General features: G+C 56.0%; 20 protein-coding genes. 9 read left to right on the forward strand and 11 right to left on the reverse strand.

Annotation, left to right across the window (positions count from 1 at the left end; all coding sequences use genetic code 11):
• Positions 1 to 23: 23 nt before the first annotated feature.
• Both LDK53_RS08390 and LDK53_RS08395 read right to left on the reverse strand, forming a co-directional pair.
• Positions 24 to 659, reverse strand: coding sequence for a carbonic anhydrase (locus LDK53_RS08390; RefSeq protein WP_025758321.1), 636 nt, complete (start codon positions 657 to 659; stop codon positions 24 to 26).
• A gap of 72 nt (positions 660 to 731) precedes the next feature.
• The gene (locus tag LDK53_RS08395) at positions 732 to 1514 is read right to left on the reverse strand and encodes an MBL fold metallo-hydrolase (protein ID WP_225285421.1); all 783 of its coding nucleotides are present in this window, start codon (positions 1512 to 1514) and stop codon (positions 732 to 734) included.
• Positions 1515 to 1639: 125 nt separating this feature from the next.
• Between LDK53_RS08395 and LDK53_RS08400 the strand changes: the two genes are divergently transcribed.
• Positions 1640 to 1780 carry a hypothetical protein gene (locus LDK53_RS08400; RefSeq protein ID WP_003857665.1) on the forward strand — a complete coding sequence of 47 codons (141 nt, stop codon included), beginning with the start codon at positions 1640 to 1642 and terminating at the stop codon, positions 1778 to 1780.
• Between the two features lie 30 nt (positions 1781 to 1810).
• Here the strand turns inward: LDK53_RS08400 and LDK53_RS08405 are convergent, their stop codons facing one another.
• The 4 genes from LDK53_RS08405 to LDK53_RS08420 all read right to left on the reverse strand — a co-directional run bounded on the left by LDK53_RS08405 (position 1811) and on the right by LDK53_RS08420 (position 4587).
• Positions 1811 to 2293: a GlcG/HbpS family heme-binding protein gene (locus tag LDK53_RS08405; protein WP_225285422.1), complete on the reverse strand. Its 483-nt coding sequence runs from the start codon at positions 2291 to 2293 to the stop codon at positions 1811 to 1813.
• Between the two features lie 89 nt (positions 2294 to 2382).
• Positions 2383 to 2994: a response regulator transcription factor gene (locus LDK53_RS08410; protein WP_059385795.1), complete on the reverse strand. Its 612-nt coding sequence runs from the start codon at positions 2992 to 2994 to the stop codon at positions 2383 to 2385.
• A complete protein-coding gene (locus LDK53_RS08415) occupies positions 2987 to 4312 on the reverse strand; it encodes a sensor histidine kinase (protein ID WP_225285423.1) in 1326 nt (441 codons plus the stop codon). Before LDK53_RS08415 ends, LDK53_RS08410 begins: the two co-directional genes overlap by 8 nt.
• Positions 4313 to 4419: 107 nt before the next feature.
• Positions 4420 to 4587 (reverse strand): hypothetical protein, encoded by a 168-nt coding sequence (locus LDK53_RS08420; protein ID WP_014831607.1) that lies wholly within the window; start codon positions 4585 to 4587, stop codon positions 4420 to 4422.
• A gap of 243 nt (positions 4588 to 4830) precedes the next feature.
• Between LDK53_RS08420 and LDK53_RS08425 the strand changes: the two genes are divergently transcribed.
• From LDK53_RS08425 to LDK53_RS08440, 4 genes are read left to right on the forward strand one after another with little or no spacing between them, the layout of a single operon-like run.
• Positions 4831 to 5661: an ABC transporter substrate-binding protein gene (locus LDK53_RS08425; RefSeq protein WP_176472010.1), complete on the forward strand. Its 831-nt coding sequence runs from the start codon at positions 4831 to 4833 to the stop codon at positions 5659 to 5661.
• A 1-nt stretch (position 5662) separates the two neighbouring features.
• Entirely contained in the window at positions 5663 to 6478 is an 816-nt protein-coding gene (locus LDK53_RS08430; RefSeq protein ID WP_225285425.1) for an amino acid ABC transporter ATP-binding protein, read from the forward strand.
• On the forward strand, positions 6478 to 7254 hold the full coding sequence (locus LDK53_RS08435; protein WP_225285426.1) for an amino acid ABC transporter permease: 777 nt from the start codon (positions 6478 to 6480) through the stop codon (positions 7252 to 7254). Before LDK53_RS08430 ends, LDK53_RS08435 begins: the two co-directional genes overlap by 1 nt.
• A complete protein-coding gene (locus tag LDK53_RS08440; protein WP_225285428.1) occupies positions 7238 to 7924 on the forward strand; it encodes an amino acid ABC transporter permease in 687 nt (228 codons plus the stop codon). Before LDK53_RS08435 ends, LDK53_RS08440 begins: the two co-directional genes overlap by 17 nt.
• On the opposite strand, the gene fumD is transcribed toward LDK53_RS08440, so the two are convergent.
• From fumD to LDK53_RS08460, 4 genes are all read right to left on the reverse strand, one after another.
• Complete coding sequence (gene fumD / locus LDK53_RS08445) at positions 7905 to 8114, reverse strand: fumarate hydratase FumD (RefSeq protein ID WP_003857676.1); 210 nt, start codon at positions 8112 to 8114, stop codon at positions 7905 to 7907. The two genes, LDK53_RS08440 and fumD, sit on opposite strands and share 20 nt — an antisense overlap.
• 110 nt (positions 8115 to 8224) lie before the next feature.
• Positions 8225 to 9037 (reverse strand): MetQ/NlpA family ABC transporter substrate-binding protein, encoded by an 813-nt coding sequence (locus LDK53_RS08450; protein ID WP_225285430.1) that lies wholly within the window; start codon positions 9035 to 9037, stop codon positions 8225 to 8227.
• 23 nt (positions 9038 to 9060) lie between these two features.
• Positions 9061 to 9729, reverse strand: a complete 669-nt coding sequence (locus LDK53_RS08455) for a methionine ABC transporter permease (RefSeq protein WP_047958370.1) — start codon at positions 9727 to 9729, stop codon at positions 9061 to 9063.
• Positions 9722 to 10744: a methionine ABC transporter ATP-binding protein gene (locus LDK53_RS08460; RefSeq protein ID WP_225285434.1), complete on the reverse strand. Its 1023-nt coding sequence runs from the start codon at positions 10742 to 10744 to the stop codon at positions 9722 to 9724. The genes LDK53_RS08455 and LDK53_RS08460 overlap by 8 nt, the downstream gene beginning before the upstream one ends.
• Positions 10745 to 11144: 400 nt before the next feature.
• Here LDK53_RS08460 and LDK53_RS08465 point away from each other — a divergent pair, with 400 nt between their 5' ends.
• The 4 genes from LDK53_RS08465 (at position 11145) to lpp (ending at position 16008) form a co-directional block, all read left to right on the forward strand.
• Positions 11145 to 12515: a pyridoxal-phosphate dependent enzyme gene (locus LDK53_RS08465; RefSeq protein ID WP_025758307.1), complete on the forward strand. Its 1371-nt coding sequence runs from the start codon at positions 11145 to 11147 to the stop codon at positions 12513 to 12515.
• Between the two features lie 11 nt (positions 12516 to 12526).
• The gene (locus tag LDK53_RS08470; protein WP_025758305.1) at positions 12527 to 13672 is read left to right on the forward strand and encodes a trans-sulfuration enzyme family protein; all 1146 of its coding nucleotides are present in this window, start codon (positions 12527 to 12529) and stop codon (positions 13670 to 13672) included.
• Between the two features lie 377 nt (positions 13673 to 14049).
• Entirely contained in the window at positions 14050 to 15462 is a 1413-nt protein-coding gene (pykF, locus tag LDK53_RS08475; protein WP_045284943.1) for a pyruvate kinase PykF, read from the forward strand.
• Between the two features lie 309 nt (positions 15463 to 15771).
• Entirely contained in the window at positions 15772 to 16008 is a 237-nt protein-coding gene (lpp, locus tag LDK53_RS08480) for a murein lipoprotein Lpp (RefSeq protein ID WP_001082307.1), read from the forward strand.
• Positions 16009 to 16068: 60 nt separating this feature from the next.
• Here the strand turns inward: lpp and ldtE are convergent, their stop codons facing one another.
• Positions 16069 to 17082: a L,D-transpeptidase LdtE gene (gene ldtE, locus LDK53_RS08485; protein WP_045284944.1), complete on the reverse strand. Its 1014-nt coding sequence runs from the start codon at positions 17080 to 17082 to the stop codon at positions 16069 to 16071.
• Between the last annotated feature and the right edge of the window lie 47 nt (positions 17083 to 17129).

A 17129-nucleotide genomic window follows, 5' to 3' on the forward strand; every position in this document is an offset into this window, starting at 1 on the left:
CATCCTTGCCCTGCTGTGGATGATTACTCGAAGAAGACTTCCGGGTTTTCAGACAGCGAAACGAAGGTTTTCGTCCCTTTATCCAGGGCAAGAATTTCGCCGCTTTCAATGTCGTACACCCAGCCGTGCAGACGGATGGAGTTATTACGCAGGCCCACCGCAACGGACGGATGGGTCTTAATGTTGCTCAGCTGCGCAAACACGTTCTCCTGCACCATCGCGTTAACTTTATCGATCGGCTTATCCCAGGTTTTCTTCTCAACCACCGCTTTTGCCGCGTCGGAATAGCGCAGCCAGTGTGACACCGCGGGCATCGGCTCCAGGTTTGCGTTATCGGCGATCGCTTTCATCGCGCCACAGTTGGAGTGACCACAAATGACGATATCCGTGACGCCCAACGCCACAACCGCATATTCGATGGTTGCAGACACACCGCCAGGCTCGGGGCCAAACGGTGGCACAATATTGCCAGCATTACGAATGACAAAGAGTTGTCCCGGCTCTTGCTGGGTGACCAGTTCTGGGACCAGACGGCTGTCGGAGCATGAGATGAACAGCGCTTTGGGATTCTGGCTGGACGCTAAACTGCGGAAGAGTTCTTTACGTTGCGGGAAAATCTCTTTTTGAAAGCTGAGAAAACCTTCAATGATATGTTGCATAGCAATGTCTCTTTTATCTGTTTTAGTTTAGGTATGATCGCGATCACACTCGTAAAGTGTACCCATCGTGGTTTACTTCAGACAAGCAATATATTTCTGGCCCGACCGCTGCACAATGGCGTCCGCGCGGGCCAGGATGTTCTGCCCCTCGAAGGCGCCATACAGGCGTGCAAATTTTTTGTCTTCGAGCTGATTCACGACTGACTCTACGGTACGGGCCGGCAGCGGGAGATAGTTAGGATAGCTCCACATAAACGAGACGGCGTCTTTACCCGGCGTGACCTGCAGGATGTCCCCCACCAGCAGCACCCCGTCCCCCTCCTGCCAGTGCAGCACCGTTCCCCCGGCAAAATGCCCGCCCAGACGCAGCAGGGTGACAGACGGGAAAATCTCCAGCGCATCGCCTTCCCAGAAATGAATGGCCGGGCTGCCACGCATGACCCACTCTCTGTCGCTGGCGTGCAGATACAACGGCGCATCAAACGCCGCAGCCCACTCCTGCATGGTGGTGTAATAGTGCGGATGTGAAATCGCCATCGCGCTGATGCCGCCAAGCGCGGTGATGAGCGTTCTGGTTGCGGAGTCGAGGTTGGCAATGCAGTCCCAGAGGATATTACCGTGAGGCGTTCGCAGGAGCAGGGCTCGTTGGTTGATAGCAAAGGCGGGGACCGTTTTGATGCCGAACAACCGCGGCTCCAGCTGCTGCCATTTGTTGGTATGCGTGGCGGTTACGGTGTCGAAATCGATCCATGCCTGGCCCGCAGCAGGCACGTACTGACGTTCATCCTCGCAAATCGGGCATCTTTCCGGCTGTGCATCATAGGCGGTTCCGCAGGTTTTACAGAGTGTAATCATGTGCGCTCCTCAGCGATAAAGCACTGAGTATGGCAGGGATTATCGTTATGTGCTGCGAGGTACATTGCTGGCGTTTTTTGCCCTATACTCTGCCAGTATCAAACACTGAACATAGCAGGTGCCACATGGAAATTGATCTCGATAACTTAGTTTTTAACGGTCTGGATGAAGCCGAAGAGCGTAATGCGGAACGTCTGGACGACGCAGATAAAAAAGCGCAGGCGATTGTCGCCGACGATGACTGCGGCGACGCCTGCAAGATCTAAGTAAAAAGCACCGGCAAGCCGGTGCTTTTTTTATGACTTTTTCAGCCCGTCAATGGCTGCCTGCGCGCAGGCTTCATCAAGATGACCGCCCGGCGCACCGCCGATACCAATCGCCCCGATCACCTCATCGCCCTCTTTCACCGGCAGGCCACCCGCCAGCAGCAGGAAGCCCGGAATATCACGCATGTTTTGCGCACCCGCGTTGCTCTGCGCCGCTTCCATCACCTTGCCGGACGCATTCTTTGCGCTGAGCGCCGTCCAGGCTTTCATTTCGCTGGCTTTAACCGTATGTGGACCAGCATTGTCCGTGCGCTGTACCGCTTTCACGACGCCCGCGCGGTCAACCACGGTAACGGTCACCTGGTAATTTTTTGCCGTACAGGCCTGAATGGCGGACGTTGCCAGCGCATTAGCCTGCGCCAGTGAGAGATTCTTCTGGTTTAACGTTTCGGCCTGCGCCGCCAGACTTACGCTACCAGCCACCAGTGCCGCAGCCACCATCATTTTTTTCATCGCACTTCCTCGCGTGTTAAGAGACACCCAGAGGTTACCCAGCCGCACGATGAAACGGTATTCGGTTGATTACGCACTCATCCTGGTAGTTATACGGATTGCAATTTATCGTATTCGCGTATTGCCTGAACCAGACTGCTGACGCCAAGCTTGGTAAACGCCGCCGCGCGGTGCGCTTCTACCGTACGCGGTGAGAGATTCAGCCGGGCGGCCACCTCTTTGTTGCTGAGCCCTTTCATCAACTCCCCCAGCACTTCATGTTCCCGCGCGGTCAGCTGCGCGAAACGCGTCGCGATCCGGGTGGTTTCCTGCCAGTCGGCAAAGCGACGGTGACTCTCCTCAAAGGCCAGGCCCACGGTTTCGATAAGCTTGTCGGCATCCAGCGGCTTGGTGAAAAACTCAAACACGCCGTTACGGAATGCCCGACGGCAGGCGTCAACGGTACCATGGCCGGTCATGATAATCACCGGCAGCAGGCTCCAGGGCCATGTGCCCTCCTCAAGCCAGGTGAGACCGCCTTTACCGGGCATCCGCATATCCAGCAGCATACAGCCCACCAGCGCTTTCTCCTGTGCATGGGCAGCGGTAAACGCATCGACGCTTTCATATGCCCTGACCGGCCAGCCCATGCCTGAAAGTAAAAACGTCATCGACTCCCTGATGGATTCATCGTCATCAATCAGCCAGATTGTATTATCCATCCATAGCCTCCTTTCCGTGCGCCAGTTGTAGTCGGATCTGCGCCCCGCCCTGCGGCGCATTACCCAGCGTAATCGATCCATTCATACGCGTCATCAATGATTCCGTCAGGGTCATCCCCAGCCCCATGCCCGCTTCTCTGCCGCTGTAAAACGGCATGAAGGCATGTTGTAACGCCTCCGGGCTAAAGCCCGGGCCGCCGTCAGTCACGGTAATCACAACGCCATGCTCGTTTTTCTGACTTTCAATCTTTACCCAGCCGGCTACCGATGCCTGCTGGGCCTGAATCGCATTGCTGAGCAAATTATGCAGGACCTGCTCAAGCCAGAGACGGTCTGCCAGCACCGTCGTGGCCCCTGGGGTAAACGCATGCGTGACCATGATATGTTCGGCCCTGCGCTCATGCTCAAGCAAATTCACCACCTGCTGCCAGCACTGCGCCAGGTCGGTTTCCCGCAGGGTGACTTTCTCCTGCACCACGTGCTCGCGAAAACGCGTCAGCAAGGCGCTAATGCGCTGCATTTGCGTCAGCGCGGCCGCCAGCGCCTGCGACACCGCTGGCCCGTTTTCCTGCTGCAGCTGACGCTGCGCTCCCTGGATCCACGTCTGCGCAGCGGTTAACGGCTGGTTAATCTCATGCACAATACCGGCGGTGATCTCTCCCAGGGTATTGAGCCTGGCGTGCTGGTAGTAGAGCGCCCTTTGCTCGGCCTCTTTGCGCGCTTTACGCTGCCAGAGCACCACGCTCGCCAGCGCAATCACTATCCCCCACCCGATAAACAGGATAGGGTACAGCACCCCATTGACGCCGAGCCAGTCCGGGCGGGAGTCGGCCTCCAGCGTAAAAGGTTGAGTATGCTGCGGGAAGGTGCGCTGCCAGTGCCAGAAGGCGTCAGACGTCGGTTCGTCGCCGTTTGGCATAAAACGGATCCCGAGATGCGTAAAGGGATGATGGGCATTCAGAATCGGCCCGAGATCCACCCGCACGCGGATCTGACGCCAGGGATTGTAAAGCCAGTACTGCATCTCGTGGGCAGGTTCAACCCGTGGCGCATCAAGGGCGCGTCCGGAGGTCTTTTCCAGGGCAAGCAGTTGGGGGAATTTTTTGCGCAGGGCGGCAATATCTTCATCGCCGTTCAGAAGCGGCAATACGGATTCATTTTGCGTCAGTACCGCGCTTAATTCCGCGAAGAGAGCCGCGAACTCGCGATCGCGCTCCCAGAACTGGCGACGGATCTGTTCGGCATAGAGCAGGATGCCGCTGATGAGGCAGACTATCGTCCAGACAATAATACCGCGCTTGAAAAAGGGGTTCTTCATTCCGTTAACTGAGCAGACTTAACCATCTGTCAACATTAACAGTTATCCGTTATCAGAACAAAATCAGGCACAGCTCATTCCAGTACATTTCGCGCGTGCGGCGCAGTTCAGCGTGACGTTTTATCATGGAACCACTCCGGATCAATGTTAGCGACGTCCACGCCATACAGGCTCGCGACAGGCAGTATCGACTCAAGAACACGTTGCGCGCTGTTCTCCGCATTCACTGGTCGGGTTGCAAAAAACCGCCGTAACGTGCTTATCCACTTTTTCATCGTCAATCCCCTCTCGCTTAACCTGTACTCAGTTAAAACCCAAACTGCGTGCAGGGGAAATACCAAAATCCACTGTCGATGTGCAGGATCTGCAAATAGCGCCCCGTGCTTTTCACGCTTCATTAACACACTGTTCACTAATGCTTTTTTGCTAAAAGCAAAGAACGATTTCTTATTTGGCGATAGCTTTCGCTTATGGGAGCGTAGCGAGGGAAAACAAAAACAACGGGATGACGTATGACTATGGCAGCAAATATGAAAGGGTTTACAAAACGGACACTGGTTCTGGGATTGCTGGCGGCCGGGAGCTTGCTTTCAGTGCAGGCGCAGGCCGATCAGCTGGCGGATATAAAGGCCGCAGGCGTGGTAAAAGTGGCCACGTTTGACGCCAACCCGCCGTTTGGCTCGATTGATGCCAAAACGCACGAGATCGTGGGTTACGACGTGGACTTCGCCAGAGCACTGGCAAAATCACTCGGCGTGAAGCTGGAACTGGTAGCCACCAACCCGGCAAACCGCATTCCCCTGCTTCAGTCCGGTAAAGCCGATTTAATTGTCGCGGATATCACCATTACCCCGGAACGTGCGCAGGTGATCGATTTCTCAACACCCTACTTTGTCACCGGGCAACAGTTCCTGGTCCCGGCCAAATCCGCCGATAAGCTGGATGCGTATAGCCATGCACGCATTGGTGCGGTAAAAGGCACCACCGGCGAGCAGGCGCTGCACCAGCGTTTCCCTCAGTCCCGCGTGCTCTCTTATGACGATATTCCGCTGGCGTTGACGGCACTGCGCAACGGCAACGTACAGGCGATTACCCAGGACAGCACCATTCTGGCCGGCCTGCTGGCGCAGGCGCCGGACAAAGCGAACTTCAAAATTCTGCCTGACCTGCTCAGCAAAGAAGAGATTGGCGTTGGGGTGAAAAAAGGTGAAACGGCGCTGCTGAAAGCGGTTAACGATGAGCTGGTCAATCTTGAAAAGAACGGCCAGGCGGCAAAAATCTATGATGTCTGGTTTGGTCCCGGTACTCCTGCTCCACAGCCTCGCGCCTTTAAAATAGAAGCTAAGTAATATGCTCTCAGGTTTATTTTCACACTCCGCGGCCGGTGCCGCGGATTTTTCACATCTGGAACAGGCCAGCGTCGAGTTTCGCCACGTGGACAAACGCTACGGTGACCATCAGGTTCTGAACGACATTAATCTCACCATCACGCCCGGTGAAGTGGTCGCCATCCTCGGCCCTTCGGGCTCCGGTAAATCCACCCTGATTCGGCTTATCAACCAGCTTGAAACCCTGAGCGGCGGGGAGATTCTGGTCGACAACAAACCGACCGGTACGCTTTCCGGTACCGGGCTGCGTCAGCTACGAAGCCGCGTGGGGTTTGTGTTCCAGCAGTTCAATCTTTATGCCCATCTCACCGCCAGCCAGAACATCACGCTCGCGCTGGAGCACGTCCACGGCTGGAAGCCGCAACCGGCCCAGGAACGCGCGCTGGCTCTGCTGGAAAAGGTCGGAATGCTGGAAAAAGCCCACCATTTCCCGGCCGAGCTTTCCGGTGGACAGCAGCAGCGCGTGGCGATTGCCCGCGCTCTGGCCTCATCGCCGCAAATCATTCTGTTCGACGAGCCCACGTCTGCGCTCGATCCGGAAATGATTGGCGAAGTGCTGTTTGTGATGAAAGCGCTGGCCCACAGCGGGATCACGATGATTGTGGTGACCCACGAGATGCAGTTTGCCCGGGAAATTGCTGACCGGGTTGTCTTTATCTACGGGGGGCACATTCTGGAAATCGCGCCACCGGCACAATTTTTCAGTCAGCCGTCGCATCCCCGCGCACAGCGGTTCCTGCAAAAAGTGCTCAACCCGCTACATCAGGAGCACCTGTAATGCCCGCGCTCGACTGGCAGGGGGTACTGACCGGACAGCCTCTGCAGTGGATCCTCTCCGGGTTTCTCACCACGCTCTGGGTAACGCTTGCGGGCATCCTGCTGGCCAGCCTGCTCGCGGTGCTGTTTATGCTGCTGCGCCTTTCCGGCGGACACATCGGGAAGGCGATTGTCAGTAGCTGGGTCTCGCTGTTTCGCAATACACCGCTGCTGGTGCAACTGCTGTTCTGGTATTTTGCCGCCTGGAACGGGTTACCGCAGCTCTTCAGGGATGCGGTTAATGCGGATCACCGCTGGTCAATGCTGCCCGGCGACGTCTGGTGGTTTACGCCCGAGTTTCTCTGTTCGGCGTGGGGATTGGGGGTATTTACCTCGGCATTTTTAATCGAAGAAGTGGAATCGGGGCTGCGCTCTGTTCCGGCCGGACAGCGGGAGGCGGCCCTCGCCCAGGGGTTCTCCACGTGGCGCTTGTTTCGCTACATCCTGCTGCCGCAGGGGCTGGCCAACGCCTGGCAGCCCGTGGTGGGGCAGTATCTGAATCTGATGAAGCTCTCCTCGCTCGCCAGCGGAATCGGCTTTGCTGAACTGACCTATCAGGTCAGGCAGATTGAAAGCTATAACGCGCACGCGCTTGAGGCATTTACCTTCGGCACCGCGCTCTATCTCCTGACCGGGCTGGTGATGGGGATGGTGCTGGTTCGCATTGGACCTCACGCGAAGCGTAAACGCCCGCTTGTCGTCACCACAGGGAGTGAAAAACATGATTGCCGGACTTAATGTCATCACCGATAACCTCGATTATCTGCTGTGGGGACGCGCGGCAACCGGTGAACCGGGTGGCGTATTGCTCTCGGTAATGATGGCGGTGGGGGCAGCGATCATCGCCCTGCCCGGCGGGGTGGCACTCGCGTGTCTGGCCTGGCGCTTTACCGGGCTTGTGCGAAAAGCCCTCTTCTTGTGGGCAGAGCTGATTCGCGGGATCCCGCTCATCTTCGTGATTTTCTGGATGTGGTATTTGCTGCCGCTCATCACCGGAGGCGATCTGCCGGGCGCGTTGACCGTCACGCTGGCACTGGCCTGGTTTACCGCGGCCACCGTGATGCACTCGGTGCTGGCCGGGCTGAAGGCCTTACCGTCCGGGCAGTACGAGGCCGCACTCGCTCAGGGGTTTAGCACCCGGCAAATCCTGTGGCGCGTGCTGCTGCCCCAGGCGCTGAGGAACATTCTGCCGTCGCTGGTGGGGATTTTTATCAGCCTGCTGAAGGATACGTCGCTGGCGTTTATCGTGAACGTACCGGAACTGACCACGGTGGCGGGACAGGTCAACAACCGGGTGCAGATTTACCCGGCGGCCATTTTTATCTTTACGGGCGTGGTCTATTACCTGCTCTGCTGCTCGCTCGAGCAACTTGCGAAGCGCTGGCGCATTACCCGGCCAGCGCTTTAACCACTGTTTCCATCGCTTTGGTTGTCAATTCACTGCGTTTCACGCGCTGGTTCGCCAGCGCGGTACGCAGTACCCCGGCAATGACTATATGCTTTGGCTCCTGCCCTAAATCACGCATCTCAAGCACCACCTTGCCGACCACCCGGCACATCTCCTGGTACAGCGCTTCATCTTTGGTCACGTTACCCATCGTCATCACTCCATTGCCTGTTAAACGTTGAGCTTAAATGATTCTCCTGCCGGATACAAAAAAGAAGCCCGGCGAGAGACTCGCCGGGCTTCATCTGTAAAATCAGTCAATTAGTTATTAACAGGAATAACCGCGCCTTTATATTTGGTGCGGATCCAGTCCTGAATCTCTTTCGAGTGCAGCACGTTCACCAGCGCGACGATATCTTTCTTCTTCTCGTCACCGCGATGAACAGTGATGATGTTGGCGTACGGGTTGTTTTCACCGCTCTCTACCGCAATCGGGTCGTGGACCGGATCCAGACCGGCGTCGATCGCGTAGTTGGCGTTAATCACCACCGCATCGCCTTCGTTGTTGTTGTACATCTGCGGCAGCAGAGAGGCTTCAACGTTAGGCGTGAACTGCAGCTTTTTCGGGTTCTCCACGATGTCGCTGATACGCGCGGTCACTTTGTCGATGCCCGGCTTCAGCTTGATCACGCCCTCTTTCTCGAAGATGGAAAGAATGCGGCCCTCTTCAGAAACCGCGTCACGCATAATGATCTTGCCACCTTCCGGCAGGTCTTTCAGCGACTTGTATTTTTTGGAGTAGATGCCAATAGGTTCGATGTGAATCGCCCCCGCACTGACGAAATCATAATCCTTATCGCCCGCATGATCTTTCAGCACGCTGTTCAGGTAAGGAATGTGCTGGAAATAGTTGGCATCGATGTCATGACGGGCCAGCGCGGTATTCGGCAGAATGTAGTCCTGGAACGGTTTGATCTCCAGGTCAATACCCTGTTTCGCCAGAATCGGCTTTGCCTGCTCCAGAATTTCGGCGTGCGGCGTGTTGGATGCGCCCACGGTCAGGGTGTCGGCCCAGGAGGCAAAGCTCAGGGCACTCAGGGTTGCAGCGGCGATCAGTGTCAGTGTCTTTTTCATGATGTGGTTCCTGTGTGTATTTATTAGCGTTTATCTAACAGAGAAGTAATGGCGTCGCCGCAGAACTGGATAATGAAAACGATGATCAGAATGGTCACCGTTGCCACCAGCGTGACGTCACCATGGTTGCGCTGGAATCCTTCCAGATAAGCCAGATTTCCCAACCCGCCGGCGCCAATCACCCCCGCCATGGCGCTGTAACTCACCAGCGCAATGAGCGTTACCGTAATACCCGATACCAGTGCAGGTGATGATTCCGGCAGTAAAACCCGAAACACTAACGTGCTCAGTCGAGCGCCCATCGAGCGTGTGGCTTCGATGACGCCTTTATCCACCTCACGCAGGGCGATCTCCACCAGGCGTGCGTAGAAGGGTGCCGCGCCCACAATCAGCGCCGGCAGCGCCGCGTTGGCGCCAAGAATGGTGCCCACAACGGTCTTGGTGAACGGGATCAGCAGCACAATCAGAATGATGAACGGAATCGAGCGGAACACGTTCACCACAATGGAAATGACGCTGTAGACCGTGCGGTTGTGGAACAACCCGCCGCGCGCGGTTAAAAACAGCGCCAGACCGAGGACAATGCCCAGAACGAAGGTCGCCACGCCGGAAAGCGCCGTCATGTACAGTGTCTCCAGCGTCGCCGCCCAGAGCTGATCCCACTTAAGATGCGGAAAGAGATTCTCAGCCATGTTTAATTACCTCACCTTCAATATCGCTGTGCTGCAGGTCGGCGAGGATATTGTTCAGTTGTTCATCGGATGCCACCACGTGCACCCAGAGCTGGCCAAACACGCCATGGGCGGTTTGCGTCATTTTGCCGTGCAGGATATTAAACGGCAGGCCGTAGCGCAGGGTCAGTTCACCGACGATCGGTTTATGCGTGCTGTGCCCGGTAAAGGTCAGCCTGATGACCGTCCCTTCCAGCTCGTTTGCCAGTTCGGCATTAAAGGTTTCTTCCTCAGCGTACTGGCTCACCTGGCGGACGAACTGCCGGGTGATCGGCTGCTGCGGATGGGTGAAGACGCTCAGTACGTCCCCCTCTTCCACCACTTTACCGTTCTCCATCACCGCCACGCGGTCGCAGATTTTGCGTACCACATGCATCTCGTGGGTGATCAGCACAATGGTCAGCTGGAAGCGACGGTTGATATCCAGCAGCAGATCGAGGATCTGATCGGTGGTTTGCGGATCGAGTGCGGACGTGGCTTCATCGCAGAGCAGCACATCCGGGCGATTAGCCAGCGCACGCGCAATGCCCACGCGCTGCTTTTGCCCACCGCTCAACTGTGACGGATAGGCATGCTCGCGGCCTTTCAGGCCAACGAGCTCAATAAGCTCGGCCACGCGAGCCTTGATATCGGCTTTCGGTACGCCGGCAATTTGCATCGAGAACGCAATATTCTCGCTGACCGTACGTGACCACAGCAGGTTGAAGTGCTGAAACACCATGCTGATCTTCAGACGCGCCTGGCGCAGTGCTTCACCTTTTGCGGCAGAAATGTTCTGCCCGTTGATGGTTACGCTGCCGCTGCTCGGTTTTTCCAGACCATTCAGCAGGCGGATAAGCGTGCTTTTACCTGCTCCGCTGTAACCGATGATCCCGTATATCTGCCCCTGTGCTATCGTCAAATTGACATTATCAACGGCCGTGAGCGCCACCTTTCCGTTGTCAAAAACCTTCGAAATATTGCTGAGAACGATCATTCTTATTTATTATCCGTGCCGCTCGTGGCGGTTTAGCAGTATGGATGTCCAAACGATAGTAAACAGGCGTTATCAGCTTTTAAATGAACAAAAAAGAATGTGTTATAACTTTGGGGAATAAATAGCGGATTTACAGGCAGGGTAGCATTTAGACCAATTTCAGCAATGATTATCTGCCTGATGCATATCTGCTGGCGGACACCCGGCAAAAACGCTCATTTTTGCAGCATTTTATGTCGATATAGCCATCCTCACATCCAGACAACTTTACGTCTTGCTGTCCTGACATCCAAAAACGTCATATATATTCCTTTCTGTTCTAAAAGGCAGTGAATGGTTCTTTCTTACGAAAATTTCGCCGCCCTATCATCCCGTCATGACCTCCAGAAAGGAAAACATCATGACGATTTACCACTCCGTCACCGAACTGATTGGACGTACCCCGCTCATCCAGCTGCACAAGCTCGATACCGGTCCCTGCTCGCTGTTTCTGAAGCTCGAAAACCAGAACCCGGGCGGCTCCATTAAAGACCGCGTGGCGCTGTCGATGATCAACGAAGCGGAGCGCACCGGTAAGCTGCAGCCGGGCGGCACGATTATTGAGGCCACGGCCGGGAATACCGGACTGGGCCTGGCGCTGATCGCCGCCCAGAAGGGCTACTCGCTGATCCTGGTGGTGCCGGACAAAATGAGTCGCGAGAAGATTTTCCACCTGCGTGCGCTGGGTGCCCAGGTGGTGTTGACCCGCTCCGACGTCAATAAGGGCCATCCGGCCTATTACCAGGATTACGCCCAGCGTCTGGCCAGTGAGCTGCCCGGTGCGTTTTACATCGACCAGTTCAATAACACCGCCAACCCGCTGGCACACCGCACCACCACGGCGCCGGAACTGTATGAGCAGCTTGACGGTAACATCGACGCTATCGTGGTCGGGGTCGGTTCAGGCGGTACCCTGGGCGGTCTGCAGGCGTGGTTCGCCGAACACTCTCCGCACACGGAGTTTGTTCTGGCAGATCCGGCCGGCTCCGTTCTGGCCGATCAGGTCGAAACCGGACGTTACCACGATGCAGGCTCATGGCTGGTTGAGGGGATCGGTGAAGACTTTATTCCTCCGCTGGCCCACATTGAAGGCGTGAATCGCGCCTGGCGCATCACCGACCGCGAAGCGTTTGCCACCGCGCGCGAACTGCTGAAAACAGAAGGGATTCTGGCGGGCTCCTCCAGCGGCACGCTGCTGGCGGCCGCGCTGAAGTATTGCCAGGCGCAGACCACGCCGAAACGCGTGGTGACCTTCGCCTGCGACAGCGGCAATAAATATCTTTCTAAGATGTTCAACGACGACTGGATGCGCCAGCAGGGGTTGCTTACGCGCCCTCAGGCCGGCGATCTCTCCGACTACATCGCCCTGCGCCACGATGAAGGCGCCACCGTCACCGCCGCCCCGGATGACACGCTCTCCACTGTCCTGGCGCGCATGCGTCTGTATGACATCTCCCAGCTGCCGGTGCTGGAGAACGGCAAGGTGGTGGGCATTATCGACGAATGGGATCTGCTGCGGCATATCGGCGGCGACGGCGATCGCTTCGCGCTTCCGGTGACGGCGGCCATGACGCGTCAGGTGGAGTTCCTGGATAAACACGCCCCGGAGAGCGCCCTGCACGCCATCTTCGACCGCGGTCTGGTGGCCGTGATTAATGACAACGACCGTTTTCTCGGTCTGATTACGCGCAGCGACGTGCTGACCGCATGGCGCAACCGTCTACAGCAATAAAGGAAGAGATGATGAAGAACCTGGCAACCCTGAGCGTACACAGCGGCGAGTTCAACGACCAGCACGGGGCGGTGATGCCGCCGATTTACGCCACCTCGACGTTTGCGCAACCCGCTCCCGGGGAACATACCGGCTATGAATATTCGCGCAGCGGCAACCCCACCCGCCATGCGCTGGAGACCGCCATTGCCGAACTGGAAGGCGGCACGCGCGGCTACGCGTTTGCCTCCGGTCTCGCGGCGATCTCCACGGTGCTTGAACTGCTGGATAAAGACAGCCATATCGTTGCCATCGATGACGTCTACGGCGGGACGTATCGTCTGATCGAGAACGTGCGCAAACGCAGCACCGGCCTGCAGGTCAGCTGGGTTAAGCCGGACGACCTGGCCGGGCTTGAGGCCGCCATTCGCCCGGAGACGCGGATGGTCTGGGTTGAGACCCCAACCAACCCGCTGCTGAAGCTGGCGGACCTGGCGGCCATCGCGGCGATTGCTCGTCGTCATAACGTCATCAGCGTGGCGGACAACACCTTCGCGTCACCGGTGATCCATCGCCCTCTTGAGTCGGGCTTCGATATCGTGGTGCACTCCGCCACCAAATACCTTAATGGCCACTCCGACGTCGTTGCCGGGCTGGCGGTAGTGGGTGATAACCCGGCGCTGGCAGACAAGCTCGGCTATCTGCAGAACGCGGTGGGCGGTGTCCTGGATCCGTTCAGCAGTTTCCTGACGCTGCGCGGTATTCGCACGCTTGCGCTGAGGGTGGAAAAGCACAGCACCAACGCGCTGGCGATTGCGCAATGGCTGGAGCAACATCCTCTGGTGGAAAACGTGTTCTATCCAGGGCTGGAGTCCCACCCTCAGTATCGCCTCGCCCGCACGCAAATGGCCCTGCCGGGTGGGATGATTTCTGTGGTGGTAAAAGGCGATGCGCAACGCGCAACGGAGGTTATCCGCAACCTGAAGTTGTTCACCCTCGCGGAAAGCCTCGGCGGCGTGGAGAGTCTGGTGAGCCAGCCTTACAGCATGACCCACGCTTCAATTCCTCTTGAGCAACGGCTGGCAAACGGCATTGTGCCGCAGCTGATCCGCCTGTCGGTGGGGATTGAAGATCCGAAAGACCTGATTGCCGATCTCAGTCAGGCGCTGCAAAAATAAGCAAATTGCGGCAGGTCACTCACCTGCCGCCATAAGTTGTCATCATGGCTTAACGCCTTGATAACAATATTATGTGAAACTGCACAGATTATTTCTGAAACACCGTTTCCATTTTCCTTTTATCTTAAAATCAGCGTATAATGCGCGCCTGGCCCCTGGTGAATGGTTTCAGCGCTTGGAATACAAAAAACAACGTACAACTTCTCCTCTCCTTCGTTGGGCTGTCACTCAGGCACACTTTCTTCTGCACGCTCATTTGATGTCTCCTATCCTTAGTGCGTGTCATATACTCTTTTGCAACACAGGTTTGACTCCGCGGCGGTGCGCCCCCGGAGCGAGATTTCCATATCCTTCCCAACTTAAAGACTAAGACTGTCATGAAAAAGACGAAAATTGTTTGTACTATCGGCCCGAAAACCGAATCTGAAGAGATGCTGAGCAAAATGCTGGACGCCGGCATGAACGTGATGCGTCTGAACTTCTCCCACGGTGATTACGCTGAGCACGGCCAGCGCATCCAGAACTTGCGCAACGTGATGAGCAAGACCGGTAAAAAAGCCGCCATCCTGCTGGATACCAAAGGTCCTGAAATCCGTACCATCAAACTGGAAGGCGGTAATGACGTCTCTCTGAAAGCGGGCCAGACCTTCACCTTCACCACTGACAAGTCTGTGGTCGGTAACAGCGAAATCGTTGCAGTGACCTACGAAGGCTTCACCAGCGACCTGTCCGTCGGTAACACCGTACTGGTCGACGATGGTCTGATCGGTATGGAAGTCACCGCTATCGAAGGCAACAAGGTTATCTGTAAAGTGCTGAACAACGGCGACCTGGGTGAGAACAAAGGCGTTAACCTGCCAGGCGTCTCCATCGCGCTGCCAGCGCTGGCTGAAAAAGACAAGCAGGACCTGATCTTCGGCTGCGAGCAAGGCGTTGACTTCGTTGCCGCCTCCTTCATCCGTAAACGTTCCGACGTGGTTGAAATCCGTGAGCACCTGAAAGCGCACGGCGGCGAGAAGATCCAGATCATCTCCAAAATTGAAAACCAGGAAGGCCTGAACAACTTCGACGAAATCCTCGAAGCGTCTGACGGCATCATGGTTGCACGTGGCGACCTGGGCGTTGAAATCCCGGTTGAAGAAGTGATCTTCGCGCAGAAGATGATGATCGAGAAGTGTGTTCGCGCGCGTAAAGTGGTTATCACCGCAACGCAGATGCTGGACTCCATGATCAAAAACCCACGCCCAACCCGCGCTGAAGCAGGCGACGTGGCAAACGCCATCCTCGACGGTACCGATGCGGTGATGCTGTCCGGTGAATCCGCGAAAGGGAAATACCCGCTGGAAGCGGTCGGCATCATGGCGACCATCTGCGAACGTACTGACCGCGTGATGACCAGCCGTCTCGACTTTAACAACGACAGCCGCAAGCTGCGTATCACCGAAGCAGTATGCCGCGGTGCGGTAGAAACTGCTGAGAAACTGGAAGCGCCACTGATCGTGGTCGCGACCCAGGGCGGTAAATCTGCGCGCGCCGTGCGTAAATACTTCCCGGATGCGACCATCCTGGCCCTGACCACCAACGAAACCACCGCTCGTCAGCTGGTGCTGAGCAAAGGCGTAGTTGCGCACCTGGTTAAAGAGATCGCCTCTACTGACGATTTCTACATTCAGGGTAAAGCTCTGGCTCTGGAAAGCGGTCTGGCTCAGAAAGGCGACGTTGTGGTAATGGTTTCTGGTGCCCTGGTACCAAGCGGAACCACCAATACCGCATCTGTTCACGTGCTGTAATAATTCCCGAACGAATTAATTTGGATAAAAAGCGCCCATTGGGCGCTTTTTTTATTCCCGGCATTAGCCAAACTCATTCAAATTGCAAATCGGGTTTTTCTATTTAATTGCGATTTATCTAAGATGAATCCGATGATAAATGCCTTTTTTTCCTTAGATTTTTGCCCGAAAAGGGCTGATTCGGTGCTTCTTTGAGCGAACGATCAAAAATAGGTGTATTCCCATCAAAAAAATATTCTCAACCCAAAAAAGTTTGTGTAATACTTGTAACGCTACATGGAGATTAACTCAATCTAGAGGGTATTAATAATGAATCGTACTAAACTGGTACTGGGCGCGGTAATCCTGGGTTCTACTCTGCTGGCTGGTTGCTCCAGCAACGCTAAAATCGATCAGCTGTCTTCTGACGTTCAGACTCTGAACGCTAAAGTTGACCAGCTGAGCAACGACGTGAACGCAATGCGTTCCGACGTTCAGGCTGCTAAAGACGACGCAGCTCGCGCTAACCAGCGTCTGGACAACCAGGCTACTAAATACCGTAAGTAATAGTACCTGTTAATAAAATGGCGCACATTGTGCGCCATTTTTTTTGCCTGCGTCAAACCACTACTGCGTCACCTTCTCCCCTTCATCTTCCGCAACCGCAGCAGACACACGACTGTTCTGTACCGACAACACGTTATTACTGGCAGACGGGCCGCTACCAGCGGAGACCACAACCGGGATCCCGGCACGACGTGACAGGGCTTTATCAATGAGCGCTTTATCACTTCCCGCCTGAGACACAAAGGTTGCAAAGTCGGCGGAATGGCTAATTGGCGAGACCTGCGGGTTTTCCCCCTCCACCTGCGCCAGCGGACGGTGAACTTCAATATAGCGTTTACCATCTGGCTCAACGGAGAACTTCACGGGTTCATTGATAATCTGTACCCGCGTGCCCACCCGCACCTGTTCAAACAGGGCTTTAATGTCCGGAGCATTCATCCGCATACAGCCGGAACTGACCCGCAGGCCGACGCTGTCCGGCGCGCTGGTGCCGTGAATGAGATATTCCCCATTACCCACGCCTAAACGCAGTGCGTAGCGCCCCAGGGGGTTATTTGGCCCGGCAGGGACCACAGGAGGCAATTTAATGCCCTGCTCCAGCGAGCGGGCTCTGATCCCCGGCGTGGGCGTCCAGGTGGGGTTAGGGATTTTCTGACTCACCCGCGTAGTGGTGACCGGGGTTTCCAGCCCCAACTGCCCGATACCGAGCGGGAAGACCTGAACAATATTTTCCCCCGGCGGGAAGTAATACAGGCGAAGCTCGGCAAGGTTCACCACAATCCCCTCACGCGGCGTGTCCGGCAGCAGCATCTGCGATGGGATGGTAATAACGGTGCCCGGTGCAGGGTTGACCGGCGCAATAGTATTGTTCGTTTCCAGCAGCACCTGCGCCGCAGTGTTAAACCGGCGGGCGATGGTCTGCAGTTTATTATCCCCTTCCTGTATCGTGTAGGTTTGATTTTGCCCAATCAGACGGCTGCCTGCGGGCGGCAATGGATAGTCCATCGCGCGGGCCGAATGAAGGGCACCGAGCGAACTGATAAGTAATAGAGTTATGAGAGACGCGCGCTTCATGCTGAGATTCCTTATTCACTGGCAGGATGCCAGAAAGCTGAAAAACC

Origin of the sequence: Enterobacter sp. K16B (assembly GCF_020216105.1) — a bacterium.
In the GTDB taxonomy this organism is placed as follows: Bacteria; Pseudomonadota; Gammaproteobacteria; order Enterobacterales; family Enterobacteriaceae; genus Enterobacter; species Enterobacter sichuanensis.

Coding starts and splice junctions, on each gene's coding strand:
- LDK53_RS08390 (WP_025758321.1), bottom strand. CDS start 659: ATGCAACATATCATTGAAGGTTTTCTCAGCTTTCAAAAAGAGATTTTC.
- LDK53_RS08395 (WP_225285421.1), bottom strand. CDS start 1,514: ATGATTACACTCTGTAAAACCTGCGGAACCGCCTATGATGCACAGCCG.
- LDK53_RS08400 (WP_003857665.1), top strand. CDS start 1,640: ATGGAAATTGATCTCGATAACTTAGTTTTTAACGGTCTGGATGAAGCC.
- LDK53_RS08405 (WP_225285422.1), bottom strand. CDS start 2,293: ATGAAAAAAATGATGGTGGCTGCGGCACTGGTGGCTGGTAGCGTAAGT.
- LDK53_RS08410 (WP_059385795.1), bottom strand. CDS start 2,994: ATGGATAATACAATCTGGCTGATTGATGACGATGAATCCATCAGGGAG.
- LDK53_RS08415 (WP_225285423.1), bottom strand. CDS start 4,312: ATGAAGAACCCCTTTTTCAAGCGCGGTATTATTGTCTGGACGATAGTC.
- LDK53_RS08420 (WP_014831607.1), bottom strand. CDS start 4,587: ATGAAAAAGTGGATAAGCACGTTACGGCGGTTTTTTGCAACCCGACCA.
- LDK53_RS08425 (WP_176472010.1), top strand. CDS start 4,831: ATGGCAGCAAATATGAAAGGGTTTACAAAACGGACACTGGTTCTGGGA.
- LDK53_RS08430 (WP_225285425.1), top strand. CDS start 5,663: ATGCTCTCAGGTTTATTTTCACACTCCGCGGCCGGTGCCGCGGATTTT.
- LDK53_RS08435 (WP_225285426.1), top strand. CDS start 6,478: ATGCCCGCGCTCGACTGGCAGGGGGTACTGACCGGACAGCCTCTGCAG.
- LDK53_RS08440 (WP_225285428.1), top strand. CDS start 7,238: ATGATTGCCGGACTTAATGTCATCACCGATAACCTCGATTATCTGCTG.
- fumD (WP_003857676.1), bottom strand. CDS start 8,114: ATGGGTAACGTGACCAAAGATGAAGCGCTGTACCAGGAGATGTGCCGG.
- LDK53_RS08450 (WP_225285430.1), bottom strand. CDS start 9,037: ATGAAAAAGACACTGACACTGATCGCCGCTGCAACCCTGAGTGCCCTG.
- LDK53_RS08455 (WP_047958370.1), bottom strand. CDS start 9,729: ATGGCTGAGAATCTCTTTCCGCATCTTAAGTGGGATCAGCTCTGGGCG.
- LDK53_RS08460 (WP_225285434.1), bottom strand. CDS start 10,744: ATGATCGTTCTCAGCAATATTTCGAAGGTTTTTGACAACGGAAAGGTG.
- LDK53_RS08465 (WP_025758307.1), top strand. CDS start 11,145: ATGACGATTTACCACTCCGTCACCGAACTGATTGGACGTACCCCGCTC.
- LDK53_RS08470 (WP_025758305.1), top strand. CDS start 12,527: ATGAAGAACCTGGCAACCCTGAGCGTACACAGCGGCGAGTTCAACGAC.
- pykF (WP_045284943.1), top strand. CDS start 14,050: ATGAAAAAGACGAAAATTGTTTGTACTATCGGCCCGAAAACCGAATCT.
- lpp (WP_001082307.1), top strand. CDS start 15,772: ATGAATCGTACTAAACTGGTACTGGGCGCGGTAATCCTGGGTTCTACT.
- ldtE (WP_045284944.1), bottom strand. CDS start 17,082: ATGAAGCGCGCGTCTCTCATAACTCTATTACTTATCAGTTCGCTCGGT.